At 63.1% G+C, this 23,699-nt stretch carries 21 protein-coding genes; 8 read left to right on the top strand and 13 right to left on the bottom strand.

What is annotated here, in order from left to right:
* Positions 1–71: 71 nt before the first annotated feature.
* From ACQY5K_RS17270 to ACQY5K_RS17255, 4 genes are all read right to left on the bottom strand, one after another.
* A complete protein-coding gene (locus ACQY5K_RS17270) occupies positions 72–1,511 on the bottom strand; it encodes a type I restriction-modification system subunit M (RefSeq protein WP_428117886.1) in 1,440 nt (479 codons plus the stop codon).
* Positions 1,512–2,111: 600 nt separating this feature from the next.
* Positions 2,112–2,399: a hypothetical protein gene (locus ACQY5K_RS17265; RefSeq protein WP_428117883.1), complete on the bottom strand. Its 288-nt coding sequence runs from the start codon at positions 2,397–2,399 to the stop codon at positions 2,112–2,114.
* A gap of 7 nt (positions 2,400–2,406) precedes the next feature.
* A complete protein-coding gene (locus tag ACQY5K_RS17260) occupies positions 2,407–3,408 on the bottom strand; it encodes a hypothetical protein (protein WP_428117880.1) in 1,002 nt (333 codons plus the stop codon).
* Positions 3,409–3,422: 14 nt separating this feature from the next.
* Complete coding sequence (locus ACQY5K_RS17255) at positions 3,423–4,481, bottom strand: AAA family ATPase (protein ID WP_428117878.1); 1,059 nt, start codon at positions 4,479–4,481, stop codon at positions 3,423–3,425.
* A gap of 334 nt (positions 4,482–4,815) precedes the next feature.
* Here ACQY5K_RS17255 and ACQY5K_RS17250 point away from each other — a divergent pair, with 334 nt between their 5' ends.
* Positions 4,816–6,858 (top strand): ATP-binding protein, encoded by a 2,043-nt coding sequence (locus tag ACQY5K_RS17250; RefSeq protein ID WP_428117875.1) that lies wholly within the window; start codon positions 4,816–4,818, stop codon positions 6,856–6,858.
* Between the two features lies 1 nt (position 6,859).
* Positions 6,860–8,221: a DNA cytosine methyltransferase gene (locus tag ACQY5K_RS17245; RefSeq protein WP_428117873.1), complete on the top strand. Its 1,362-nt coding sequence runs from the start codon at positions 6,860–6,862 to the stop codon at positions 8,219–8,221.
* An 11-nt stretch (positions 8,222–8,232) separates the two neighbouring features.
* On the opposite strand, the gene ACQY5K_RS17240 is transcribed toward ACQY5K_RS17245, so the two are convergent.
* Positions 8,233–11,637, bottom strand: coding sequence for a hypothetical protein (locus ACQY5K_RS17240; protein ID WP_428117871.1), 3,405 nt, complete (start codon positions 11,635–11,637; stop codon positions 8,233–8,235).
* An 813-nt stretch (positions 11,638–12,450) separates the two neighbouring features.
* Here ACQY5K_RS17240 and ACQY5K_RS17235 point away from each other — a divergent pair.
* Positions 12,451–13,278 (top strand): hypothetical protein, encoded by an 828-nt coding sequence (locus ACQY5K_RS17235; protein ID WP_428117868.1) that lies wholly within the window; start codon positions 12,451–12,453, stop codon positions 13,276–13,278.
* 29 nt (positions 13,279–13,307) lie between these two features.
* Here ACQY5K_RS17235 and ACQY5K_RS17230 read toward each other — a convergent pair whose 3' ends face one another.
* The 5 genes from ACQY5K_RS17230 to ACQY5K_RS17210 form a co-directional block, all read right to left on the bottom strand.
* Positions 13,308–14,198 (bottom strand): restriction endonuclease subunit S, encoded by an 891-nt coding sequence (locus tag ACQY5K_RS17230; protein WP_428117865.1) that lies wholly within the window; start codon positions 14,196–14,198, stop codon positions 13,308–13,310.
* A 514-nt stretch (positions 14,199–14,712) separates the two neighbouring features.
* Positions 14,713–15,087, bottom strand: a complete 375-nt coding sequence (locus ACQY5K_RS17225) for a clan AA aspartic protease (protein WP_428117862.1) — start codon at positions 15,085–15,087, stop codon at positions 14,713–14,715.
* Positions 15,084–15,365 carry a hypothetical protein gene (locus ACQY5K_RS17220; protein ID WP_428117860.1) on the bottom strand — a complete coding sequence of 94 codons (282 nt, stop codon included), beginning with the start codon at positions 15,363–15,365 and terminating at the stop codon, positions 15,084–15,086. The genes ACQY5K_RS17225 and ACQY5K_RS17220 overlap by 4 nt, the downstream gene beginning before the upstream one ends.
* Positions 15,366–15,563: 198 nt before the next feature.
* Positions 15,564–15,845: a hypothetical protein gene (locus ACQY5K_RS17215; protein WP_428117857.1), complete on the bottom strand. Its 282-nt coding sequence runs from the start codon at positions 15,843–15,845 to the stop codon at positions 15,564–15,566.
* Between the two features lie 190 nt (positions 15,846–16,035).
* Positions 16,036–18,861 (bottom strand): type I restriction-modification enzyme R subunit C-terminal domain-containing protein, encoded by a 2,826-nt coding sequence (locus ACQY5K_RS17210; protein ID WP_428117854.1) that lies wholly within the window; start codon positions 18,859–18,861, stop codon positions 16,036–16,038.
* A gap of 187 nt (positions 18,862–19,048) precedes the next feature.
* Between ACQY5K_RS17210 and ACQY5K_RS17205 the strand changes: the two genes are divergently transcribed.
* Positions 19,049–19,312, top strand: coding sequence for a HigA family addiction module antitoxin (locus ACQY5K_RS17205; RefSeq protein ID WP_428117851.1), 264 nt, complete (start codon positions 19,049–19,051; stop codon positions 19,310–19,312).
* On the opposite strand, the gene ACQY5K_RS17200 is transcribed toward ACQY5K_RS17205, so the two are convergent.
* Both ACQY5K_RS17200 and ACQY5K_RS17195 read right to left on the bottom strand, forming a co-directional pair.
* Complete coding sequence (locus tag ACQY5K_RS17200) at positions 19,286–19,675, bottom strand: type II toxin-antitoxin system death-on-curing family toxin (protein ID WP_428117848.1); 390 nt, start codon at positions 19,673–19,675, stop codon at positions 19,286–19,288. The two genes, ACQY5K_RS17205 and ACQY5K_RS17200, sit on opposite strands and share 27 nt — an antisense overlap.
* Positions 19,672–19,875: a ribbon-helix-helix protein, CopG family gene (locus ACQY5K_RS17195; protein WP_428117845.1), complete on the bottom strand. Its 204-nt coding sequence runs from the start codon at positions 19,873–19,875 to the stop codon at positions 19,672–19,674. The genes ACQY5K_RS17200 and ACQY5K_RS17195 overlap by 4 nt, the downstream gene beginning before the upstream one ends.
* A gap of 174 nt (positions 19,876–20,049) precedes the next feature.
* Here ACQY5K_RS17195 and ACQY5K_RS17190 point away from each other — a divergent pair, with 174 nt between their 5' ends.
* From ACQY5K_RS17190 to ACQY5K_RS17175, 4 genes are all read left to right on the top strand, one after another.
* On the top strand, positions 20,050–21,030 hold the full coding sequence (locus ACQY5K_RS17190) for a hypothetical protein (protein WP_428117842.1): 981 nt from the start codon (positions 20,050–20,052) through the stop codon (positions 21,028–21,030).
* 410 nt (positions 21,031–21,440) lie between these two features.
* Positions 21,441–21,761: a hypothetical protein gene (locus tag ACQY5K_RS17185; protein ID WP_428117839.1), complete on the top strand. Its 321-nt coding sequence runs from the start codon at positions 21,441–21,443 to the stop codon at positions 21,759–21,761.
* A gap of 570 nt (positions 21,762–22,331) precedes the next feature.
* A complete protein-coding gene (locus ACQY5K_RS17180) occupies positions 22,332–22,568 on the top strand; it encodes a type II toxin-antitoxin system Phd/YefM family antitoxin (protein ID WP_419920804.1) in 237 nt (78 codons plus the stop codon).
* Positions 22,565–22,999 carry a type II toxin-antitoxin system VapC family toxin gene (locus tag ACQY5K_RS17175; protein ID WP_428117836.1) on the top strand — a complete coding sequence of 145 codons (435 nt, stop codon included), beginning with the start codon at positions 22,565–22,567 and terminating at the stop codon, positions 22,997–22,999. Before ACQY5K_RS17180 ends, ACQY5K_RS17175 begins: the two co-directional genes overlap by 4 nt.
* A 216-nt stretch (positions 23,000–23,215) precedes the next feature.
* Here the strand turns inward: ACQY5K_RS17175 and ACQY5K_RS17170 are convergent, their stop codons facing one another.
* Positions 23,216–23,686: an excisionase family DNA-binding protein gene (locus tag ACQY5K_RS17170; RefSeq protein WP_428117833.1), complete on the bottom strand. Its 471-nt coding sequence runs from the start codon at positions 23,684–23,686 to the stop codon at positions 23,216–23,218.
* Positions 23,687–23,699: the final 13 nt, after the last annotated feature.

Raw genomic sequence — 23,699 nt, 5'->3', positions numbered from 1 at the left:
GACGGTTCTGCCGCCGGCGACAAGCTCTGCCTCGCCAATCGGATCCACGACAGCCAACAGGGACGGTTGGCTCAACCGGATTCGGATGCGGCGGCGAGGGACTCGGCCAGAGCTTGGATCTCGGCGAGGGCGGCTTCGAGGTCTTCGGCTATCTCGGCGGCGAGGACGTCTGGGGGCGGCAGGTTGTCGGCGTCCTCGAGACTCTCGTCTCGGAGCCAGAACAGGTCGAGGCTGATCTTGTCGCGGGCGATCAGCTCGTCGTAGGCATAGCGTTTGAACCGCTCAGATTCCTTACGCTGGTGGCGGGCGTCGGCCCAGTAGCAGGCGACGAAGTCGTCCAGGTCGGCTCTCGTGAGCGGGTTCTGCTTGAGCGTGAAGTGCTTGTTGGTGCGCAGGTCGTACACCCACAACTCTCGGGTCCACGGGTCCTCGGCGCCCTCGCGGCGGCGGAAGAACAGCACGTTGGCCTTCACGCCTTGGGCGTAGAAGATCCCGGTCGGCAGCCGCAGCAGGGTGTGGACATCGCAGTCGTGCAGCAACCGGCGGCGGATCGTCTCGCCAGCGCCCGCCTCGAACAGCACGTTGTCGGGCACCACCACTGCCGCATCCCCACCGATCTTCAGCAGGCTCACCACATGCTGGACGAAGTTGAGCTGCTTGTTGCGGGTGGTCGCCCAGAAGTCCTCCCGCTCGTAGCTGTCCGAAGACGACCGGCCGAACGGCGGGTTGGTCAGCACCATGTCGAAGGGCTTGCCGGGAGGGTCCCGCAGAGCGTCGTCCACAACGATCGGCGAGTCGGACTCGGGGCTCTCGATGCCGTGCAGCAGCATGTTCATGGCGCACAGACGGGCAGGCAGGTCGGCAATCTCCCAACCGGTGAACGCACCCGAGCGCAGGTGAGCGACCTGGTCGGGTTCCAGGTGCGGGAACCGCTCGACGATCGACCGGTATGCGCCCAGGAAGAACCCGCCGGTGCCGCAGGCGGGGTCGCAGACGCGGTCGTCAGGCTCGGGCGCCATCACATCGACGATGGCGTTGATGAGTGCCCGGGGCGTGAAGTACTGGCCCGCTCCCCTGGCGCCCTCCTGGGCGGTCTTCTCGATCAGCCCCTCATACGCGTCGCCCTTGAGGTCGGCGTCGTAGCTCATCCACTCGTGCTGATCGATGAACTCCTTGATGAGCTGCTCCAGCTTGGCCGGCGTCTGGATGCGGTTGCGGGCCTTGTGGAAGACCACGCCGAGCATGTCCTCGCTCGTGCCCAGTGCCGCCAGCGCATTGCTGTAGTGAGCTTCGAGTTCCGCTCCCGAGAGGCTCAGCAGCGACTGCCAATCGTGCTCGACGGGGACGATCCGGTCGCCGCTGAGCATCACGTACTGCTCATCGGCCATCTTCAGAAACAGCAGGTACGTGAGCTGTTCGAGATAGTCGCCGTAGGACAAACCGTCGTCGCGAAGCACGTCGCAGAAGTCCCACAGCTTCTGCACCATCGCCTTCGGATCCTGAGCGGGCATCGGCTCACGCTACGCCGCGAGAGTCGAATACTCGAGTTCCGACCCGAACCACCAGATCATCGACCTCGACTCAATCGAGGAACCGGAAGCTCCGAGGCAACTCTCATTTGACGCCGATGACATGGTGACTGTCGAACTGGCCGTTTCCGCGGCATGAGCGACCGCTGCTTCGCGGTCTCCATCGACGGCACCGACTTGAGCGAACACATCCCGAGAGTCGGATTGAGCAGGTCGCGGACGACTTTGTGGTCGCTTGCGCTACAGTCTGGGCACTGCTCCCCGCATTCCCGGTTCTCCGGGAATGGCGGGGCATATTCGTTTCGGGGTGGATGATGGCGACGCGGGTGGAACTCGATCCCGACGAGAGAGTTGAGACAGCGACGTGGTGGAGTCGCGCTGAACGGCGACGTGAGCGGTGCGCCCGCTGGAAGGGATTCAGCTCTTTGAGTCTGGCCTGCGCTCACCGACCCGCCGGCGCAAGAAAAACCGAGCCTTCGTCTTTTTTTGGGATCGGGGCTTCTGGGCTCGGTGGGGTTCATGTTAGGAGGAGGTCGCCACAGCGAGAGAGAACGCCTACTACATGGCGAGGCGACCGGGGCTTCAGGCACCGGCGCGCATCCTGTGGTTGGTGACCGGAGACGGACCGAGTGCCGGTGTGCGGGCGATGTCGTGGCTCGACGAGGTGGACACGGGAACTCCCGAGCGCCTGCACAGCAGGCACGCCCGCCGCGGCCAACTTCCGCCCCCCAGCGCCTCGCCTATGTCCGGCACGAACGACGCGAGCGCCTCGTGGCAGCTTTGCAGTAGTCCCAAACGAGGCTCGCTGGCATTGGCCTCGGTTTCTGTCGCTTCTGGGGTTTGGTGTGCCAATTGGTGCAACTCGTCCATACGCGACTCATCCGGCACTTGCAGCGGCAACGACATGTCGAGCGCTGATCTGTTCAACGCCGTCGCTGAGAGCGTCGTGCAGAGCCGTGTGGCAAACCTGGAGCGCCCGCCGGAGCGAACCGGACTCTCGATACACCGCAAGAACCGCAGCGGATGCATCCGAGGCAAGGACATCAGTCAAGTTCGGATTCGGAGCGCCGACAATCCTGTCGATCCGCCTCCGCAGGATTGCATCGACAGCAGTTGCCGACTCCAATCGGGGAATGTTGATGCGCGTGTCGAGATAGCACAGCAGTTCGGCCTGCGACGTGACCTCGAAGTAGTGGGGATGCACCGCGACGACAAGTGCTGCAGGCAACTCCAGGAGCCACCGCACTCCCTCTGCGAAGAAGTTGGTTACCAACTGGGCGTTCTCGTTGCTGAGCCACCGATCTGTGTCGTCGAACACGATCACGGGCACAAGGTGCCCGTCAGCGACGATCGCGAGCACCTGGACCAGAGCGTCGGTCTTGTCGGCGAGCGTGGCGTTTCGCTCGGTCTGCGTTTGGTGCCGAACCTCACCGGCGACATCGGCACCGAGCCATCGGCCTGCGAAACCCGCTCGACCACGGCGTACCCGAGTCGTTGTGGTGGTCGATCGCGCCAAGTCCCGCTCGACTAGTCCGGCAATGGGTTCAGCGAGCCGAGAAAACGTCGTCAGCAGGTGGTCGGCCAGGTGGTCCGCAGTGTCAGCGGTCTGGGCCGGCGCAGCAGCCACCGGGACATACACCGGCACCACCCCTTCCACCGTGGGACCCAGTACGTGGGCAATGACGCTCGACTTGCCGCAGCCGCTCGCTCCGATCAGGGCGACGGGCTCGCGTCGTCGAATCGACGCATCCAGCCGAGCCTCGGTCTCGGCGCCGTCAGTCAGCTCGTCGAACGGAACGTGGAGCACGCCCAGGTCCATGCGCCTCGGACTGCTCTCGAATGCATACGCGTCGGCGAGCACTTCCAACGACAGGCTCATGTGCTTGGCGCCCTTCAGAATGGGTCGACCTCAGCAACTGCGCGAGATGCTTCGACCACACTGCGGACCGCATCTTGGTCGGAAGCGGCTCGACCGGCCGCCTGATTTCCGAGCAGCTTCGACAAGTAGGAGAAGCGGCGGGCGGTGTAGTTCATCCGTCGACCATCCCGCTCAGCCTCTACGAGTCCGAGCGCCTCGAGTTCCTTGAGCCAGTGCACGACTCTCGGCCTGGTGACGCCCACTGCCTCCAGCAGCCACTCGTCCCCGGCATGCGTCGGCCCCGCCTGACAGAGGGCCAAATAGAACTTGCGCAACCGATCGGGCAGCTCTGCGACCCGTGACCGGTCGTCTGCCAACGCGGCGATCAGCGCCGTCTGGTCCCCGCCCAGTGCGAGCGACTGCAGGTCCAAGAGCGCTTGTGTCGGCGTTGCCGGCCCCAAGATGGCAGCAACGTCCGCGCACCACTCGGCAGGCCAATCAGGCATGCGCGTCTCGATGAGACGCCGAATGCGACCTTCGGACCAGGGTTCAAGTTGGACGGAACGGTCAAAGAATGCATCGGCCGGGCGAGGTGGGTTCGCGCGCCTGCTAGCGACAATCCACGTCAAAGGCAGTTCCCACAGCGCATCTCTGTAGCGGCCGAAGAGCACCTGCAAGTGTTCGTGAACGGCCCCGTCAACGAGCACCACCGAGGGCGGTCCCGACCCGTCGTCCCAGCTGTCAATTGCAACGCTGAGCGTGGCCTCGAGGAGCCGCACATCAAGTTCGGTGCCGGAGGTCCGTTCCGACGCGTAGACGTTGAACGGATGCCGAATCGCGTCGGCAATCTCTTCGAGCAATGCCGTCGCCGAAGATGACGGCTCGGCCCTGACGAAGACGGCAGTGCCCTCGAACTCGTGCTCGATGCGGCGCAGCAGCGTGGTCTTGCCCGAACCCGGTCCACCGCCGATGTAGACGTTCAAGCCCAGACGCACGGCCCCCCGTAACTGATCCAGCTCTGGACCTGGGATGAAGAACTCTTGATCACGTGCCGATGCCGTCAAGGGCCGCCGACTGAGCGATTGTAGTGACATGTCGCACACATCATACAGTTCGATGTGTGCGACTTGTCCGAAAGGGCGAGTTTGCGAAAGCCACACCCGTGGACAGCGCGAGCACCTCATGCGAACCGGCATGCGTGTCGTGACTCGACTGCTGCAGCACCGGAACCTGTCACACAAAATGGCGACATGAAGGCTTCCCTCACTCATGTCGTACCGCTCGCTCGCGTGAGCCTGAGCGGCCAAGTGCTGACCTGCCGAAGATTGCCGACCCACACGAAACTCCACTGGTCACAGCGGGGCCAGGCAGTAGCTTCGACCCGGCAGTAGCCGCGCAGCCGAGGCTTGGCGTTTGGGAGTGCGACTGATGAGTCAGGGCGAGAACGAAGCCGGCTACAGGCTCAACGTCTCTCGGCTCACGATCGACAAGCTCGGTGTCAGGCTCTACGACCGTGCGTCGGCTGTCGTAGCCGAGTTGATCGCCAACAGCTACGACGCTGACGCGACTCAGGTGACGGTGAGCCTGCCGATGGGCACTCAGCTCGACAACGCCGACATCGACGGTCAACCGTGGGACATCGTGGTCGAAGACGACGGTCACGGAATGAGTCCCGGAGAGGCGCAGCTCTTGTTCCTCGATGTCGGCAGCGATCGCCGGACGCGCTCGGTGAACGGGCCGAGATCGCCTCGATTCGACAGACCAGTGATGGGCCGCAAAGGAATCGGGAAGCTTGCACCATTCGGCATCTGCCGCCAGATCGAGATTCTCTCGGCGGGCGGCGAACGCATCGATGGCAAGTACCAGGTGAGCCATTTCGTCATGGATTACGACGAGATCATCAAGGACGAGCCGGGCGCCGCCCCGCTGACGTCCGGTGAATTCGACCGGACATGGCGAGAAACCAGCGGCACCAAGGTGACGCTGCGGCAGTTCCTCCCAAAGCGGGTTCCCCCTGCGGAAGTGTTCCTCCGCCAGCTTGCGCGCGTGTTCCGCGGCACGACTGACTTCGAGATTGCGGTACTGAACCTCAGGGAACGTCTCTTCGGGGCACAACCCCTGCCGCCATTCGAGATCGAGGTTGACGAGCAAACACGAATTCGTCTGGACGATCGCCCCGTGCCGTGCGGAGACAGGGAATTGGCGGTGAGCGGCTGGGTTGCGAAGGCCAAGAGTGCCTACAAGAACGACGAAGACGTCGGTGTCCGCATCTACGCGAGGAACAAGATCGTTGCCACGACCCGGGACTTCGAACAGAGTTCCGGCTATAGCGGCGAGTTCGTCATCCGGTCGTACCTCGTGGGCGAGGTAGTGGCCGACTGGCTCGATGTCGACGACCACGACGACCTCATCAGGACAGACCGGCAAGACATCCTCTGGAACTCCGAAGAAGGCGAAGCACTCAAGCTGTACGGCCAGCAGTTGGTGAAGGAAGTTGCCCGGTCGGCCATTCCGGTGCACGAGCAGTCGATGGCCACGCGCGTTCTCGAGAGGTCAAGAGTCGAATCGAGAGCGCGAAGCACATTCAACGACGACGAACTCGTCGATTCTGCCGTCGAACTCACCACGATGCTTGGTAGGTCCGTATCCGAGGAGAAGCTCAACGACTCGGAATACCTGGAACGTCTCGTCCAATTCGTACTGTCTGTCGCTCCTCATCACCTGCTCGTCGAGAGTTTTGCCGATCTCGCACAGCTGACGGGTGGCAACTCTGACGCGCTGGATCGGCTCGTAGAGCTATTCCGACGTACAGAGGTTGCCGCACTCGCCTCATATGCGCAGGTAGCAAGGGGTCGGATCGAAGCCATTTCGAGTCTCACAGCCGCCCTTGAGCGAAATCGTTCGGAGCCGGTTGACGAATCAAGACTGCAGGAGATCCTGCGCAGCGCGCCCTGGCTGATCAATCCAGAGTGGGAAGTCATCTCGGACAACCAAACGCTGAGAACTTTCGCTGACCGATATGCCACGCTGATTCAAGAGCGTTGGCCAAGCGACTTGGAGCTGCCTGCGGAGGATTTTCGTCGCCGCCCCGACTTCGTCATGATGGAGACTTCGGGCCAACTCCATTGCATCGAGATCAAGCGGCCGCACGCGGGACTCAAGAGAGAAGACTTCACCCGCTTCTACCACTACGTCACGGTCTTCGCTTCCATGCGGGAGCAGGAGCAAGCCTTGACCGACCACTGGGCCCGCGGCTGCATATTCCACTTGATCGTTGACCAAATTGATCTTGCCGACAACATGCAAGCCGACTTGCTCCGGCGCTATATCGACGAGGGCACTGTGGTTCACTCGACTTGGTTCAACTTGTTGGCGAAGACGAGACGATCCAATGCCGACTTCTTGGAAGCGCGCGAAGCGTCGCTGCACTCTGCCAGTGAACCCGGATCGCCTAACGGCGAAGGCGCATGAGATGAATTCTGCAACGCCGAGCGCGGTGAGCCTCTTCTCCAACTGTGGAGCCGGGGATGTCGGTTACGCGAAGGCAGGCTTCTCCTTCAGGGTCATGGCGGAGATCGAGCAGCGCCGCTTGGCAGTAGCGCTGGCGAATCACAAGCACGCATGCGGGGTGCCAGGCGATCTTCGGTTCACCTGGCGCGAGGTCATTGCGTCGTTCCGTAGTGACGCAGGTCCGGAGCGGCCAGCGCTGCTCTCGGCGTGCCCGCCGTGTCAGGGAATGAGCACGGCGCGAGGCGGCCGAGGTCGCGAGGAAGACGCCGAAGCGGGCAGTCGTGACGGTCGCAACTTGCTCGTCGAAGTGATTGCCCAAGTCGCGAACAGACTTCGACCACGAATCGTTGTGGTCGAGAACGTCGCCGCCTTTCTCTCGCGGCTGGTGCTCGATCCTCGGAACGACGAGCCGATCTCGGCTGCTGTGCTGCTACGGGACTTGCTCGATCCGCGCTACGAGTGTTACCCGTTCTTGACCGACTTGGCCGACTACGGCGTTCCGCAACGCCGGGTGCGGGCCGTCATGACGTTCATTCGGAGTGATGAGCCAGCCGTCGCTGCGCTTGCCCAATCAGAGTGTGTCCCCTACCCGATGCCGACCGCCTCCGCTGAGGACGGAAACTGGACATCCCTCGAAGATGCGCTGTCACAACTGGGCGCGAAGCCACTTGACGCCAAGAGTGAGGTCGCTGCGCGCGACCCGTCGCAGCCGATGCACACCGTGCCGGTGTGGGGCTCCAATCATCAATACCGCATGGTTGCTGCGATTCCGCCCAGTTCTGGCGGGCGTGCTTGGGATACGGCGGTGTGCGAAGCCCGCTGCGATTCCCCAGTAGGTGCAGATGACGCCGTGTGCGCCACCTGTGGCAACCCGCTTCTAAGGCCTGTGGTCTGCGAAACAGACGGCAGCTTTCGCCTCGTCCGAGGTTTCCGCCGGTCGAGTTACTCCCGAATGCGACCCGATGCACCGGCGCCGACCATCACCACGGCAAGCGGACACGTCGGCTCGGACAACACCATTCATCCAGTCGAGAACCGCGTCCTGAGCCCCTTGGAATGCGCTCATCTCCAGACGATTCCCGATGACTTCGATTGGGGAACGGCGCTGAACGACTGGGGCCCAACGGCCGTACGAGCGATGATCGGCGAGGCCGTGCCGCCCCGCTTCACCGAGATGCATGGACGCGTACTCGCGGCGCTGCTGGACGGTCGCACCGAAGGGCTCACATCCGCGAATGATCGCCGCGTGGCGAAGGCCGACGGGCGCATGCAACGCGGCCTGCCCGCCCGACACTTGACTGCACACGGCCAACTTCGGCAGTAGCAGAAAGCCGTTCAGGTCTGTCCAGGTTCCCGATCGAGTAGCTCCCGAAGTGACTCGTCGGCTGCCTGAGGGTCGATGTCCCACTCCTGGGCGATGAGTCTGGCGATCTGCAAGGCCGCCAACTCCTGAGAGACGTCCCCGGTGGCAAGTCCGTTTGTGATCCTCTCGGCAAGACTCGGGCCAGATGCTGCGCCATCCTGTTCTGCCTCTACTTGGCCAGCCAAGTCATCAAGCGCCTCCAACAAGGCATCACGTACGGGGCCTGGGGGGCATTCAGCGGTCTCACTTCTGGCCGAATTGAAGCGGTCAAGAGCGGCGTCTGAGGTGGCGCGTACAAGCGGGTCATCTCGCTGTTGAACTGGGAGATACCCGACACCGGAAATCGTCTGGAGGGCGATGTGTGCTGATGTAAACGCGTCGAAGATACGGCTCGAATGGGGTGCACCGAGGTCGTCAGCCCATGGGCCGACATCCGGTGACGGCCAGCATTCGGAGATCTTCTTTATGGCGAGTCCCGGAATCGCCCGATGAATGCGCGTCGGAACGAGCAAGTACGTCTCATCGGCAGGTTGATCAACATCCAGTGCCTGCACGAGCATTTCTGCCGCTTCAGGCCACTGCAGCAGCGAGGGCAACTCAACGGTGATCGCGAATTCGCGCAGGGGGCCATCCTCATGCCAGTTCGGAAGAACGGTCACGTCAAGCCCGGTCTCTCGGCAAGCCGTCTGAATCTCGGAGCGACGCCGCTTGGCCTCCTTCGCATGTCGTCGACGACACCATTCGGCCGCTCGTCGCAGCGTCTCGTCCTGGCTTCCCGACAGCGCAGAACTACGTATCGCTGCCGGTTCTGATTCGCTGCGGGCAAGTACTTCGAGGACTACCGCGATGTCCAGCAGGGTTTCGCGCATCTCGTCAAGGCAGCCGGGGTACCTGTCGACACCGACGAGCGGCCAGGGTTCGTTCTTGCAGCCCTCGAGATGCCTCTCAACGACCGACTCTCGGATATAGGCGACGAGACTGCGGTACTGACCCGGCTGTGTGATCCGCGGAACGATGTTGCCGGTCAGATCAGTGATCAGCGCCACTGGATTGTCGTTCTCGAGCGCGTTCGGACGATCGAGAATTCCCGGCTCTCCAACTCCTGCGCCTCGAATCGGTGGCTTGATCTGCGTGCCCGAGGAGTGCAGCGCTTCGATTCGTGGGCGAAATTCCGACAGGTCAGGCAGTCCTGGTAAGTGTTTGACGAGCTGGATACCGACCTGATGCGCAAGCCGGTTTGCCTCTTCAAGCAGCGGAAGCAGCACCCGAAGGCGATGCGAGTCGTTGACACCGAGCAACGTCCGGATCACTTGAACACGCGCCCGGTTCCAAGCGGTCGCATGTTCGCTCAAGTGGGATTCGCGCAGAAGCTGGCTGACTCCCCGCTCGTAGCCGCCAATGCGATGTGGCCCTCCCCCTGGCAGGACTGCCCGAACTTCGACACCATCAATGCCGGGGACGAGGCTCCATAGGCGTCGTGAGATCGCATGAGCGGCTTCGTCCGGATCATCCTGCTCTGTGTCAGAGATGTGCAGGAAACGACCTACTGCATTAGTTGCCTCAGGTGTCTCGTCAAGCTGGAGCTCGACAATCCATGGGTCCGCTGCACGTATCCGCTGCAGCATCGCCTCTCGGCCGCCGAGCAATTCGATCGCCTCGCGAGAGAAGCCCGGTGCGAGCTCGTGTGTCGTGGTGAAGAAGGCCGCGAGCGATTCGACCCTTGACGCCCGAAGTGCATCGACGATGGGGCTTGATGCGTCGAGGGCGAGACACATCGCTTCATCCACGGACTCGACCGTCTGAATGCAGACACCCAGGAGACTGGCGGCAGACCGGAGATCCCCAGTCGAGACGACGAGTTCGGCGATGCGGTCGGTCCCCATGGCCGAGATGAATTCGTCTCGTCGCTGGGGTCCCGGTACCTCTTCCATCGCCCTTTGTGCCGAACGCAACTCGGCCGGAAGCGAATCCGGGATTGCCAAGCCGGCTGTCGTAAACGAGAAAAGAACCATCCAGGTCGAAGGAAGCACGCCTCGCTCTTCGACCAACTCCCTCCACGCGGCGGCTCGAGCGCGATAGTCAGCAAGTCGTACTCCGTGGAGGTAGGCGGCCATGCGATCTGCCGATAGCTCTTCGCGCTGGGCTGTCTCGATCAAGACTTGGAGCAATTCGGGCTCGTCACGTAGCAAGCTGGCGACGAAACCATGAAGCTGCGAATTTGGAACTGACGGAATCACGCGCTCGACGGTCTGCCGCAATTCCGGAGGCGGATGGGCGTGCACGGCCTCGCAGATCGCTGTTGATCGCAGTTGGTGCATGCCGCTGACGACACCTTCTCGCTCAATGATGAGGTGTTCTTCCTGGAGCCGCGCCAGTGCCGTGCTCATGTCCGCCTCTGACAGGCCACATGTCTGGACGAGATCGGGCAACGGAAGTGAGACCGACCAGCGGTCCGCCACCGACACTGCTCGCAAGACGTCCAGTTCGTCGTCCCGACGCTCTTTGATGCGTTGATCGACTTGGTCGCCGATGACTGCCGCAAGACGCTCGCCTCGGGTCAGCAGGTGCGTGAACTCCAATGTCAGACCATCGCATTGCTCGTAGGCCTCACGCCAATCGCCGAACTCGGTTGTTCCTCGGCGTGACAACCCCTCGAAGATCGCCGCGGCCGTCGTCTCGTTGAGTCTCACATCCACTTGCGCGCAGTCAGCTAGCGCCGGGATGGTGATGAGATCCTCGTTGCGAGCCGTTGCAACCAACAGGACCCCCGGCTTCGCGACCGTGCGCGCACGCAGTTGAGACCATCCGTCGAAGTTCTCGGTCCCGGCGGCATCCACCAAGAAGCCCACCGGCGATTCTGCCGATGCTCGATACGCGCCGACGAGCGTCACGAGGTCGGATACGTCGGCCCCGGACAGCCGATGCACGCGGAACCACAGCACATGTGGCAGCTCTCTGGGCAGTGTCCATAGAACGGCACTCTTTCCAACACCGGACGGGCCATGGATCACTACAACTGAGTAGGCGCCAAGACCGGCGACCACTTCCTCGACGGCATCTGGGCGTGGAGTCACCAGACCCGCGGCGACATGGAACGGTTGAACCGACACGCCTTCGAAGAACCTGTCGTCAGCAAGTGCCGATGCGTCGTAAGCGAAAGCCTCACAGCTGCCGCTCTCCAACGCAGCTTCGAGTGCTCCGACATCAATGAGCTGCACAGCGTTCTGAATTTCGGCGACGAGCCCCGAGCGGTCGAGGATCCGACGCTGGGAATAGATGGGATTGGCATTGTCGTCCGCAGCGTCGGCCACCAAATTGCGAAGACGACACAGCACCATTTCGAGCGCCGCGGCTGGCAAGTCCACGCACTCGCTCAAGCGCGATAGAGCCTCCGAGGTGATTTCCCCGAGCGTGAGTCCAACCACCGCTGTGCACTGCACGAAGGAGTCGACTTCGTTGGAGCTGAATCCCGTACTCGTAGCTCTTCTCGTCACCGCGGTCAGGAATTTGGAGTCAGCGCTCAAGGCCACGTCAAGTGAACGATCCATATCGTCCAGGCGGTCCTCGCCCTGAACGCCTGTCTCCAAAACGACCACGAGTCTCGACCCATCGCGGAGACGCGCTGCCTGCCGCTGCCACGCATCGACGACATGTTGCGCGGCCGTGCTAGCGGGGAACTCCCCGAGGTCCGGCCTGCGGGACTTGGCCTGCACGAGACACTGAGCCGGCCCGTCAAGCCACATGTCTTCGCGACCCTCGGGAACCAGTGATGTCTCGGCGATTGTGCCCGACGCGATTCTTGCTGCCAGCCATGCCCCCACGGCGTCCTGGAAGTGGAATCCGCGACCCGACGTGGCTCCGTACCGTGTCTCTGCCCACTCAGCCGCATCCTGACCCCTTCCGGCGTCGGACGGCTCGGACGCGCCGGGCTCAGCTTGGTCACGCGAATCACCTTGACGAGCTTCTTCGCGCCTTGCCGGCGTCCGTCGCCTCCTGCCCCTCCCTGACATCACCTCAGTATGTCTGAGGCGACCCCAACCGCGATTGAGCCCAATACGACAAGCAGGGCAGCCAAGCGGGTGGAATACCTCTTCTCGTGGACACGGTGCAATTTGAGACAGAGACTGCTGCGCTACAGCGCCTCCCGCAGGGCGTGGGGATAGCGCCTCGGAATAGGCAGGATGCGGCTTATGACCCCAGAGGACTTCTTCGACGACGACTTCTTCTCAGATCAGCGCGTGCTCCACAGCGAACTTCTGGAGCGTGTACGCGCTGGTACGTACAGCGACCGATCCGATGTGGAGGTCGCCGTCGCGTTGCTGCGGCTGGCGCATGACGAGCTTGAGGCTTACGGCACGGACGATGCGCAGCGCACCGATGAGCAGGGCATTCGGCTCATTTTGAGAACGAGTCGGCAACTGTTGAAGCGCCTGGGCATCATCCTCGAATTGCCGTTTAGCGACTATCGCACGTTTCGGACCCATTGGGTGGCCAACGACGCTCGTGGCAGTTGGCAGGCTCGGCGCGACATATTGAATGAGTTCTTCGAGCCGGTACATCTCGAACTGGCGCAGCTTGAGGACGATGAACTCGGGTCAGTCCTCGCCAGGCCGATCACCAGCCATCCGGGCACGGGATGGAACCGCGTCGACACCGAGATCAACGAACTCCGACGACACTTCCATGCCGCTCGCAGCGCTCAGGACTACCGCAATGTCGGAAACGATTGTGTCGCGGTGCTCGAACGACTCAGCGAGGTCGTGTTCGATCCAGAAGCCCACCTCGCGGAAGGCGAGCAAGTCCCTCCAGTCGCGAACACGAAGGTCCGACTCGGCAAGTTCGTAGAACGTGCCGCACCAGGTTCTGCAAATGCGGAGATCAGAAAGGTCGCCCGGGCGGCCATCGAGCTCGCCCAAGCCATCAAGCACCAAGGTGAGCCGACGCGGAGGAATGCCGGGATCGCTGCCGACTCGGTGATCCTGCTCGCGAATATTCTCCGCCGACTCGCAGAGGAATAGAGCCCGCTCCAATTCCCGCGGAACGGTCGCTACGCAGCCGCGCGCTCTCGCTTCGAACGGGTGCTTTTCTCCCTTGAGAGGCGGCGCAACAGGACATCGGCTGGCCCATCATCCGGGTCCTGAGGGACGAGCTGGCCGTTGAATGCCTTTGCCAGTATCGAACAACGGAGGGCACGCGCCCGCTCCTGTGCTTGACGAACTGAGGTCTCACATTCCGACGACTGCTGGAACTGCTCCTGGAGTCGAGTGACAATGTCCTTCTGCTCGGACGGAGGCGCGACAGCAATGGGAAATCGAGCGAGGCCCCGTTTGCCGAGATGTCGGATATTGACGCCGCGACCGGCCTCGCCGAAGCGTCCCGTCAAGGCCGCCATGTAGCAGTACCAGTACAGGTAGTCCGGGTCGACATCGCGAGCTTGGAGGCGCAGCAACGTGTTCTGGAAGCAGCAGTCTTCGATCTCACCCCACCACACCGCGGGCTTGCCGACCTCGTTAGGGCTGCCTGACGCTTCGTTCAACAGCAGATCGCCTGGATGAAGACGGTAGGTCTCGAAATCGTCCTCATCGAAGTTCATCTGCTTGACGTCGTCAAGCTTGAGACCGGTCCAAGTGACGTTGGCAGCACGGAGGTACGGCCGCATCTGCGGGCCAGCGTGGTGTTGCGGTGATCGCTGACGGCCAAGTTGCACCTCCGCGACCTCGCCGATCTCCTTGCGTTGCCAGTTGCGAGGGAGCGTTCCGTCCACTTTGAAGGCATCCGTCAAGAGCGACCATCTCAGCGCAGCGATGGATCTCAGCTCACGTTTCAACGTCGACTCAACGGCATCGAGGCGGGAGAAGTGCTCTTCGATGGCGGCGACGATGCGGTCCTGCTCCGCCCGAGGCGCGAGCGGTATTGGGAGCTGCTTGATTCTCAGCAAGCCAAGGCGCGGTCTTCCAACACCTTTGATGTCGGCGGCGGTTTCCCGCCTGAGCCGCGGCAGTTGTAGGGCAAAATTGACATACGCCGGGTTCACGTCGGAGTGGAGGCGCACGCGAATGCAGTCAGCCTTCACAATCGCAGGCGGTATCCAATCGGGCACCAAACAGGCACGCGGAAGCACTTCACCGAGCGATGCGACGACCAAGTCGCCTGCTTGGACGGCGTGCTGAATCAAGGCCTCGTAGTGCTCTTGCGAAATGTGAGCATCTCCCCGCCTAAAGACCCCATCTCCAATGTTCTGCAAGCGAACGACCCGGGGACCGTCAGATGTGTAGTGAGCCGTCTTTAAGTTGGAGCCAAAGGGCCCATCTGTGATCGCCCGAGGCTCAGAGGCTGCGAGATCGTGCAGCTGCGTCAATTTCCAGCCCGGCGGGAGATTGTCGCTCACGCGGCGAGGGCCGTGGTGAGTTCGCCAAGCGTTGTCAGTTCCCAGCCGGGGGGCAGCTCGTGGGTCATCCGCGAAGAGTCTCGATGAGGACGCGTCCGTCGCGCTCCACATCCACCTGCAATCGCTGACCCTCAAGCATCTGCATGCCGATCAGTGGCACCGACTCGGTCTCATGCACCGCGACGCCTCGTTCGCTGCCCGACCAGTCGACGCTTGCGACAAAGGTGTCGAAGACCTCCTCGTTGCCGTTTGCCAACATCAGCTTCGTGCTGCCGACCCGCATCAGTCCGAGGTCGTTCACCACATCAGAAGGAAGGGTGATATCGCCGCCGTAACCAGTGTCGATGAGAGCATCCACCCGGCTGCTCCGTTCGGCGGTACCTGAAACGGCCAGAGTGATGATCGCTTCGAGGCCGGTGTTGACGGTGCCCTCGATCATGAGGGCGACCGCAACCGTTGCCCGCCGAAGCTGTGCAGCGCGCGGTAGCCCACCCGCAGCAGCCACACATCGTTTGCCTCAGGACGCTGCACTCTCAGATCGGCCGCGGCTTGGAGCACCTCGTCGGCGATGGCCCAGTCGCCGCTGTCGACGTCGATGGCGACGACGCGGCCGTGCTGGTCTTCAGCGAGGGTCGGTTCGATGTCGCGCTCGTAGATCTCTTCGCCGCGACGAGCCGTTTCCTCACGCGCACTCCGCCTCCGAACTGCCAAGGCCATCACCTCACGTCGCTCGCGCCGACCACTTCAGCCTAACTCTGGCCAGTCGATCGACTTCAAGCGGTTTTCGGCCCGCGAGCGGCGACGCGCCCCAAACGCCCTTGCCGGGCGATCACGCGGCGAGGGCCGTGGTGAGTTCGTCGAGCAGGGCGTCAAGCTCGTCGCCCAAGAGCTGGCGGGCATTGACGCGGCCTTCGGTCACTCAGAACTCCGCAGCGGGCGGCCTCCGAGGTTGAACGCAGCCCGATAACCGATGCGCAGCAACCAGACGTCACATGAATCAGGGTGCCGCTCGTACAAATCGTCGGTGGCCCCGAGGAAGGTGTCGGCGATTACCCAACACCCGCTGTCGACGTCGACGGCCACGTAGCGGCCGTGCTGGTCTTCGGCAAGGGCCGGCTTGATGTCACGCTCGTAAATCTCGTGGCCACGGCGGGCCGTCTCTTCAGGTTCGGTATCTGGTGCGCTGCGAACTGCCACGGTCATCACCTCACGCCGCTCGCTCCGACAGCTCCAGACTAGCTCTGGCCTGCTGATCGGCTCCAAGCGATTTTCGCCCCTCGCGGGGCGACGCACCTCGGACGCCCTTGCCAGCCGACTATGCGGCGAGGGCGACCATGAACCCGGTCAGCCTCGGGCATCACTCGCACCGATCATCGCTGACGACCGGTCACGCGGCGAGGGCAGTGGCGAGTTCGTCGAGCAGGGCGTCAAGCTCGTCGCCGAAGAGCTGGCGGGCTTTGCCGAGGCCGCCTTGGGTGCTGAAGGGTGGTGCCATCAATTCGGTGGGTTCGATGCCGAGGTTGGTGGCGATTCGGTCCTTGATGAGCTCCAGGAACTTGGCTTGATCTGGGGTGAACGTTCGGCCTGCGTTCGCCTGCTGCAGCAGCCACGCCTCGAAGCGGTCGTTCACCAGATCGGGGAAGGCGACCAGCTCGTCGGCTTCTCCGAGCGCATAGCGGACCAGGCTCACCAAGTCGGTGTTCACGCGGTGGGCTGAGCCTCGCACCTTCGACTTGTCGAGCGCCTCGTAGGCCTGCCACAGCGATTCTGGGGTCCAGTGATGCGGCGGCTTTTCGATCGCGTTAGCCAGCTCCTTGATCTGACCGTAGGTGAGGCCGCTGCCGTAGGGCTGGCTGTACAGCACCTCCAGCGCCGTGATCTCGTCCCGGTGGTCTTCGATGAACTGGTGCCACGACTCGACCTGCGACCGGGCCCGATCCGTTGCTTCGAGAGAGAACTCGCCTGAGATCACCTGGTCCTTTGATGCCGTGTCGATCACCTGCTCGTAGCTGCGGCGCACATCGATCAGCTTCTGACGCAGAGCGGCGTTGCTGGTGAGCGGAAGCACGGCCTCTCGAATCAACTTCTCACCGGCGGCAGTTACCTGTTCGGACGTGGGCTCCTCGATGCCTGCATCCTCAGAAGCCGCCGCGTACTGACGGTCGGGATCGAGTGCGTCGATCATGCGATGCACAAGATCGGCCAGCGAGGTGCCTGCCACCTCTTCCACCTCGGCCCGGTCTTCGGCTGTCATGCGGCGATCGAGGCGGGCGAGGCGCGACGCTGCCGACGACACCACATCGGGATCGGCCGAGCCGATGCCGATCAGGTTCAGCAGCCGGTCGAAGCTCACGCCGCGCTTGCGCTCCAGCGGCACGGTGTCATGCAGATCGAGCTCGGTGACGCCCACGGCGTCCACGATCACGAAACGATCCTTGGCTTCGGCATCGGGCGTGACTGCCCGCAACGGGTCACGTTCCATCACCCGTACGCCACGCCCCTTCATCTGTTCGAAGAAGTTGCGGCTGCGCACCAGGCGCATGAACACCACGCACTCGATCGGCTTCACGTCGGTGCCAGTGGCGATCATGTCCACCGTCACCGCAATGCGCGTCTCGTAGCTCGTACGGAACTTCTGCAGCAGATCCTCGGGCTTGTTGCCGCCCTCACCCGAGCGGTAGGTGATCTTCACTGCCCCTTCGTTGCCGAGACCGAACTCTTCCCGAACGATCTTCACGATGTCGTCAGCGTGACTGTCGTCCTTCGCGAAGATCAGTGTCTTGGGAATGTGCTCGAGCAGGCCATCGTCTCGACGCACCCGTTTGGGGAACATCTCGGGCAGCGAATCGCGCAGCGTGCGCACGACGGTGCGGATCTGATCGGGCGCCACCACACGCTTGTCGAGTTGAGCGGCGTCGTAGTCGATGTCGGTGTCGACCTTCTTGAGACTGACCGCACGGGTCTCACGGTCGCGGAACTTGGTGACGAACTCCGCAGGCACCGTGCCGCCCGACTCGGTGATCTCGGTGCGAATGCGGAAAACATCAAACTCGGCGTTGACCCTCTCCGCTACGGCGTGCTCGTGCGTATACCGCATCACCAGGTTCTGCTCGAAGAAGCCGACCGTCTGGATGCCGGGCGTCGCCGTGAGCCCCACCAAGAACGCATCGAAGTACTCGAGCACCTGCCGCCACACGCCGTAGATGGAGCGGTGACACTCGTCGACGATGATCACGTCATAGGACTCGATGGGAACGGCGGGGTTGTAGGCGACGTCAACTCGCTCGGGCGGTTCAGTGTCGAAGCCGCTCTGCTCGTCGAGATCCACGTCGTGGCCGCCGCCCTCGTCACCACGCAGAATCGAGTACAGCCGCTGAATGGTGCAGATGTGAACCTTTGCTGCTGACTCGTTGGCCATGTCCAGCTGCGACGACGTGAGATGCCGGACGTTGTACAGCTCGGTGAACTTGCGACCGCTGCCGGGGACCCTGAAGCGGTGGAACTCCTGCAGGGCTTGGCGGCCAAGGTTGGCCCGATCGACGAGGAAGAGAATGCGCCGGGCACCAGCGTGGTGCACCAGGCGATAACAGGCATTGGCAGCCGTGAAGGTCTTGCCCGAACCTGTGGCCATCTGTATCAGGGCCCGCAAGCGGTTCTCGCAAAATGACTGCTCGAGATTGCGGATGGCTTCGGCTTGCGCAGGCCACAGGCGCGTCGCATCGGTGTCAAGTTCGGGAAGCAACCGCACACCGGCCCGCAATCCAGGAGCGCGACCTTCGACATGGTCCTCGTGCCAGCGCGCCAGGGTTTCGGGGCGGTGGAACGTGTAGACCCGCCTGCTCGTCGGAACTGGGTCGAGCCCGCACGTGAATTGAGTCTCGGTGCCCGTGGACTCGTAGCCGAACGGCAGCACGCCATCGACGTTGAATGCTGGGAGTTCGTTCGGATAGGCAGCCTGGTACTTCCGGGTCTGCGGCTCGACCCCCTTGAGGCTTGTCCCGACCTTCTTCGCCTCGATGACGCCGACCGCCTGGCTGTCGACGTAGAGGACATAGTCCGCGGGACCGGCCGCGGTCGGGACTTCACGGACTGCAACACCCTGAGCGGCAGCCACCGCTGCGCTCGTGTAATCCTGCACCACCCAGCCGCAGGCTTCCAGCTGCTCGTCGATATCGCGGCGGGCCAACTGCTCGGGGGCCAAGTAGTCAGTCATTGAGTCCCCGGACAATGATCACCAACCCACACCAGTGGTCATCGTACGATCTCGCACTGGCCGGCGGAAGCGTCACTCGGCATGTCCCGATCAACGACACCTCACGTCGTCCTGCCGGGACTCGTGGTTGCGGACCGACCGTGATCCTTGTCAAGACGATTAGCTGTCAGTAGTTGGGGGGGCCACCATGCCATCGAAACTTATTCCTGCAGAGGCGTTTCCGCCGGGTGAGCATCTGCGTGACGAGCTCACCGAGCGTGGCTGGACGGTTGCACAACTGGCCGGGATGATGGGCCGACCGTCTCGTGTCGTTTCGGAGATCGTTGAGGCCCAGATTGAGATCACGCCGGATCTGGCGCAAGCGCTCTCCGTAGCTCTCGGCACATCGACCCAACTGTGGCTCAACCTCGAAGAGACCTACCGGCTACACACGCGCACCCATGGCACGTAGCGCTGCTGCGATGTCCTCCACGCCGATGTCGCTCGATGCAACGCTCATGACGAGGACGTAGACGTCGTCGTTGGTGGCGGCGCTCACGCTGGCGTCGTTGAGTTCCAAGAAGATGGCCGTGGCAAGCCAGCCGAGACGCTTGTTGCCATCGACCAGCGGATGGTTGTTGACCACCGAGTGCAGCAATGCCGCCGCCTTGGACCAGATGTCGGGGTAGGCGTCTTCGCCGAACGCGGAGGCCTGCGGTCGCGCCGCTGCCGCCCCAAGGAGGCCGATATCGCGAATCGGCGGCGGATCGCCGAGCAGCCGGCGCGCCAGCTCGACGAGATCCTCGGTGTCGAGGTACTCAAAGCCCTGATTCACTCGCCCAGGCGCCTGAGTGCGTCGCCATGACGCTCCATGACGAGATCTGCTGCCGAGGCGACGCGGTCCCGGTGCTCGGCCTTGGTGACGTACTCGCGCACCGCTCGCCGGGCTGCTTCTTGCATGGAGGTGCCATCAAGAACCGCTCGCCGCCGCAATGCGTCTTGCTCTTCCTCGGTGAGCCTCAGTGTCATCGCCATGAGACGAATGGTATCAAGTCGATACCAAGAGCAGAAGGAAGCGCGCCGCCGCCTGCCGAAGGCTGAACACCACGCATCAGCATCCGTCCACCCACAGGAGTCACCGTCACCACGGCGAGACCAAGCCGCGGTATACCGGGGGCTCATGACCGCGTTAGAGGGATGGCCGCAGCTATGACAAACAGATTCGTCGCTGCGATGGCGTTCACAGCGCTGGTGTTATCGGTGCTGTCGCTCTTCGTCGCGTTGGGTGCCACCGACGATCAAGTGACCTCGCCATCCACCGAGGTCGCCCCGCCGACAACCGCTTCTGTTGCCATCGAGGCACCAAGCACGACGGCCGCCCGTCCGGCTGCGAACGCACCGGATGAAATCGCCCCCGGCACGCCGCCGCCACCTGCCGAACCGCCCTCGACGGCTGCGGCGACACCGGCCACGACGGCACCGCTTCCCGGCACGCCGTCGGCAGTCGGACCAGCGACGGGCACGCAACTCGGCGTTGTCGGCGTCAGCCACGACGATTTCCTCAACGTCCGCGACGTGCCCAACGGCAATGTCGTCGCCACACTCACGCTGAGCATCGCAAACTCGGCCAGTGGCGAGCAGTCGATCCTGGTCGGAAGTCCCGAAGCCACCGAGACAATTGCGACGCTGGACGTCGTGGGTGTAACGGCCACAGGTCGCACACGCGACCTGCGCACCAGCACTTGGCACGAGATACAAGCCGGCCCGGTCACCGGATGGGCCAGCAGCAACTATCTCGCCCCCCTGTCGCCCGACACCCGGCTCGATGTGACCGCACAAGTCTTGGGTGCCATCGGCCCCACCCCGTCGGCACCGACCATGACCGAACTCGCCCAACAGGTCGCCGCCGAATTCGCCTCCGACGAACCACCGTCACGAATCAGATTCACGTCCCCGACGAGTGCGTTTGAAGCCTTGGCCGAACTCACTGTCGATGTGGTCGGCCAGCCCGATGACGCAGTACGCGGCTATCGCTTGTGGATCACCGCTGAGACCACCGGAGACTGGATCGCCGCCCTCACCGACGGCGACATCAATACCGACGCAGGCCCCTACACGCTGCGAAGCGTTGCGGCCACACCCTTGTGCTACAGCCACCGCGACGTCGGCAGCGACGGCAACTGCAACTGACGCCGCGCGTGCTTGAGCGGATTCGTCAGACTCCGGCGGGCGGCGATCACTTCGACTTGCCCGACGAGCTCCAGCTGGAGTGCCACAAGCGGCTGCAATCCGCTGGCCGATCGGCGGCAACAGGCCCCTACAGCCGCATCCCGCATGAAGGTCCCGCTCCCACGATGACCACTCGTTGCACCACCGCTTCGTGCGGTCGGTTCGTGCATCCCGTCGAAGATCGGGCGCGGACCGCTTCGGCTGCGCTTCTCGGGATCGCTGGTCGAGCAGCACAACTAGGAATCCACATGCCTGCCGAATCTGAACGGCACTACCGTCGAAATGACGGCAACGATGCCGCTCGATCCTCCTGCTCTGCCAGTGGGGGAAGCACCAGATGAAACCCCCACGCGCCACCCGCATGCTGTTCCTTGACGACTCGGGCCATCCGGCCCAATGAATGGCGGCGGCAACGGAACCAGGCGCTGGTCCAGGAAGTCTTCAAGATCATCGCCGAACTTGACTGCATCACTTACACGGCGAGCATCGACAAGGCCAAGATGCGCCATCCCATGACACAACGGACCACGATGCCCCTGCAACTCCAGGCTCTTGTTGAGCACTTTGCCGTCGAGGGCGACGACGCGATGCAACTCTTGGACACCGGTGTCGGAGCCACGCTCTTGCAAACGCTCGGGCGCAGACGCACTCACAGGGGCCGCAGGTGGCCCAATCACATAGTCGTGTTCTGACGCCACAGCTTGCGGCGACCGCTTTGGCGCAATAGCATAACGGGTGTCTGACGGATCCGATTAGTAGGCCTCGGCCGAATGCAATCGTGTGTCCCAGGCTTCTGGACCCCGGACCTCACGGGGTCCTTTTCTTTGCGCCGCTGTGTGGACTGCACGTCGAGCACAGTTCGGTCCTTCGGCCGTGCCCGAGTCGAGGTGGTGACAGGGACCTGATTGTCGGTCCAGTTGTCATGGGTGTTGTCGTTTGTGTTGTTCAGCGTATGCGGCGGGGGTTTGTCCGCCGAGCTTGTCGCTGCGTACCTTCGCCAGGGCGCAGGACGAGGCACTGGCCCAATCGGCTGCGCGCCTTGCCGCCCGCACCAACCCGACGTGGTAGGCGGCTGTCAAGCACGGTGGTTCAGCTGGGTTCTGCTGCCGGAGGTCGGGCACGTCACTCGGGAGTTCGCTGCGGTCATGCTTGTGCGTTCAAAATCAATTCACATTGATCGAGCACAGATCTAGGTTGACTACCTCGCGACGGTCCCGACCCAACCCACGCCGCCGTATGTCTCACCAGTGATACGTTACGGTATGGATGAGGTCACGATCCGCGAACTTCGCAATCATGGAGGTGATGTGGTGACGAGGGTTCAGGCAGGTGAACGGCTCACCGTGACTCGGTCGGGGCGACCCGTGGCCGAGCTGCGACCGCTGCCCCGCCGGGGACTCGATGGGGCGACACTTCTCGAGCGCTGGCGACATTTGCCGCGAGTCGATCCTGACGCGCTCCGCCGCGACATCGATCAACTCGCGGACCCGTCGCTGTGAGCGATGGCCGGGGGGTGCTCGACACAAGCACCGTGATCCTGCTGCCCCAAATCACGGATCCTGCCGTGCTGCCTGCTGAACCGGTGATCACGACGATCACTCTTGCCGAGCTCTCCGCCGGCCCGTTGGCGACATCCGACGAAACCGAACGAAGCCGTCGCCAGGCGCACGTCCAACAGGCCGAATCAGATTTCGAACCGCTCCCCTTCGACGGGGTCGCTGCGCGTGCATTTGGCCGCGTCGCCGCCGACTTGCGCGCCGCCGGCCGTAAGGCCACCTCACGCGCCTATGACGCTCTCATCGCTGCAACAGCGATCGCTCACGGGCTGCCGCTGTACACCGCCAATCCGGACGACTTCACGGCCATCAGCGAACTCCAGCTCGTTGAAGTCCCCCACCCCGGGCGACACGCCGCGACCACTGACCCGTAAACGCATCACTGAAGCCGCGCCGGGTCGCGAGGCCGGGCTATCCGGAGCGGGGTTACGCGTAGGTCTGGAGCGTCTCTTGTGCCGATGACGGAGTGACTGCGCCAGTAGAGCGGTACACCTCGCTGCCTTGACGCAGGTAGACGATCGTCGGCGTGCGGATCGAGAGCGATGCGCTCGGTCAGCTCGTCGCCAGGCTGTGGCCGCCGTCGACCGATTTCAGTAGTCGAGGCGGAGGCGGCGGGCCTCGGCTGCGAGCTCGTCGGTGAGCCGGCGGAGGAGGGCAGCTTCGCGTCGCTGGTAGTCAGCCACGACGCAAAGCAGCACACGACGGGCCTTGCCGACTCTGCGGTATGGCAACTTGCGGTCGTCGAGGAGCTTCTCGAGGTACCTGCGCGGCACGTCCATCAGGTCCGCCGCCTGCGGGACGGTCAGCTCGGGGTGAACAGGTGCGATGCCGACCGCGTCACCGACGGCCATGTGCGCCAGCACGTCGATCAGCATCTCGAGCGCGGCTCCGGGTATTTGCAGGGCAGCATCGTCGCCGGGTGCGAACGTCACAGAGCTAGTCGCAAGGTCGCGATGTCGCTTCAAGAAATCCTCAAGTGCCCGCACAGCATCCGCTGCCTGCGCAACCATCTCGTTGTCGGGCAAGGTGAGATCACGCTCGATGAGCGCGGCGTTCGCCATGGTCTGACCTCCT

The sequence above is a fragment of the Candidatus Poriferisodalis sp. genome (assembly GCF_965262965.1).
In the GTDB taxonomy this organism is placed as follows: Bacteria; Actinomycetota; Acidimicrobiia; order Acidimicrobiales; family Poriferisodalaceae; genus Poriferisodalis.
The sequence above is the reverse complement of the archived record's forward strand: the minus strand, read 5'-3'. Positions and strand labels throughout refer to the sequence as shown.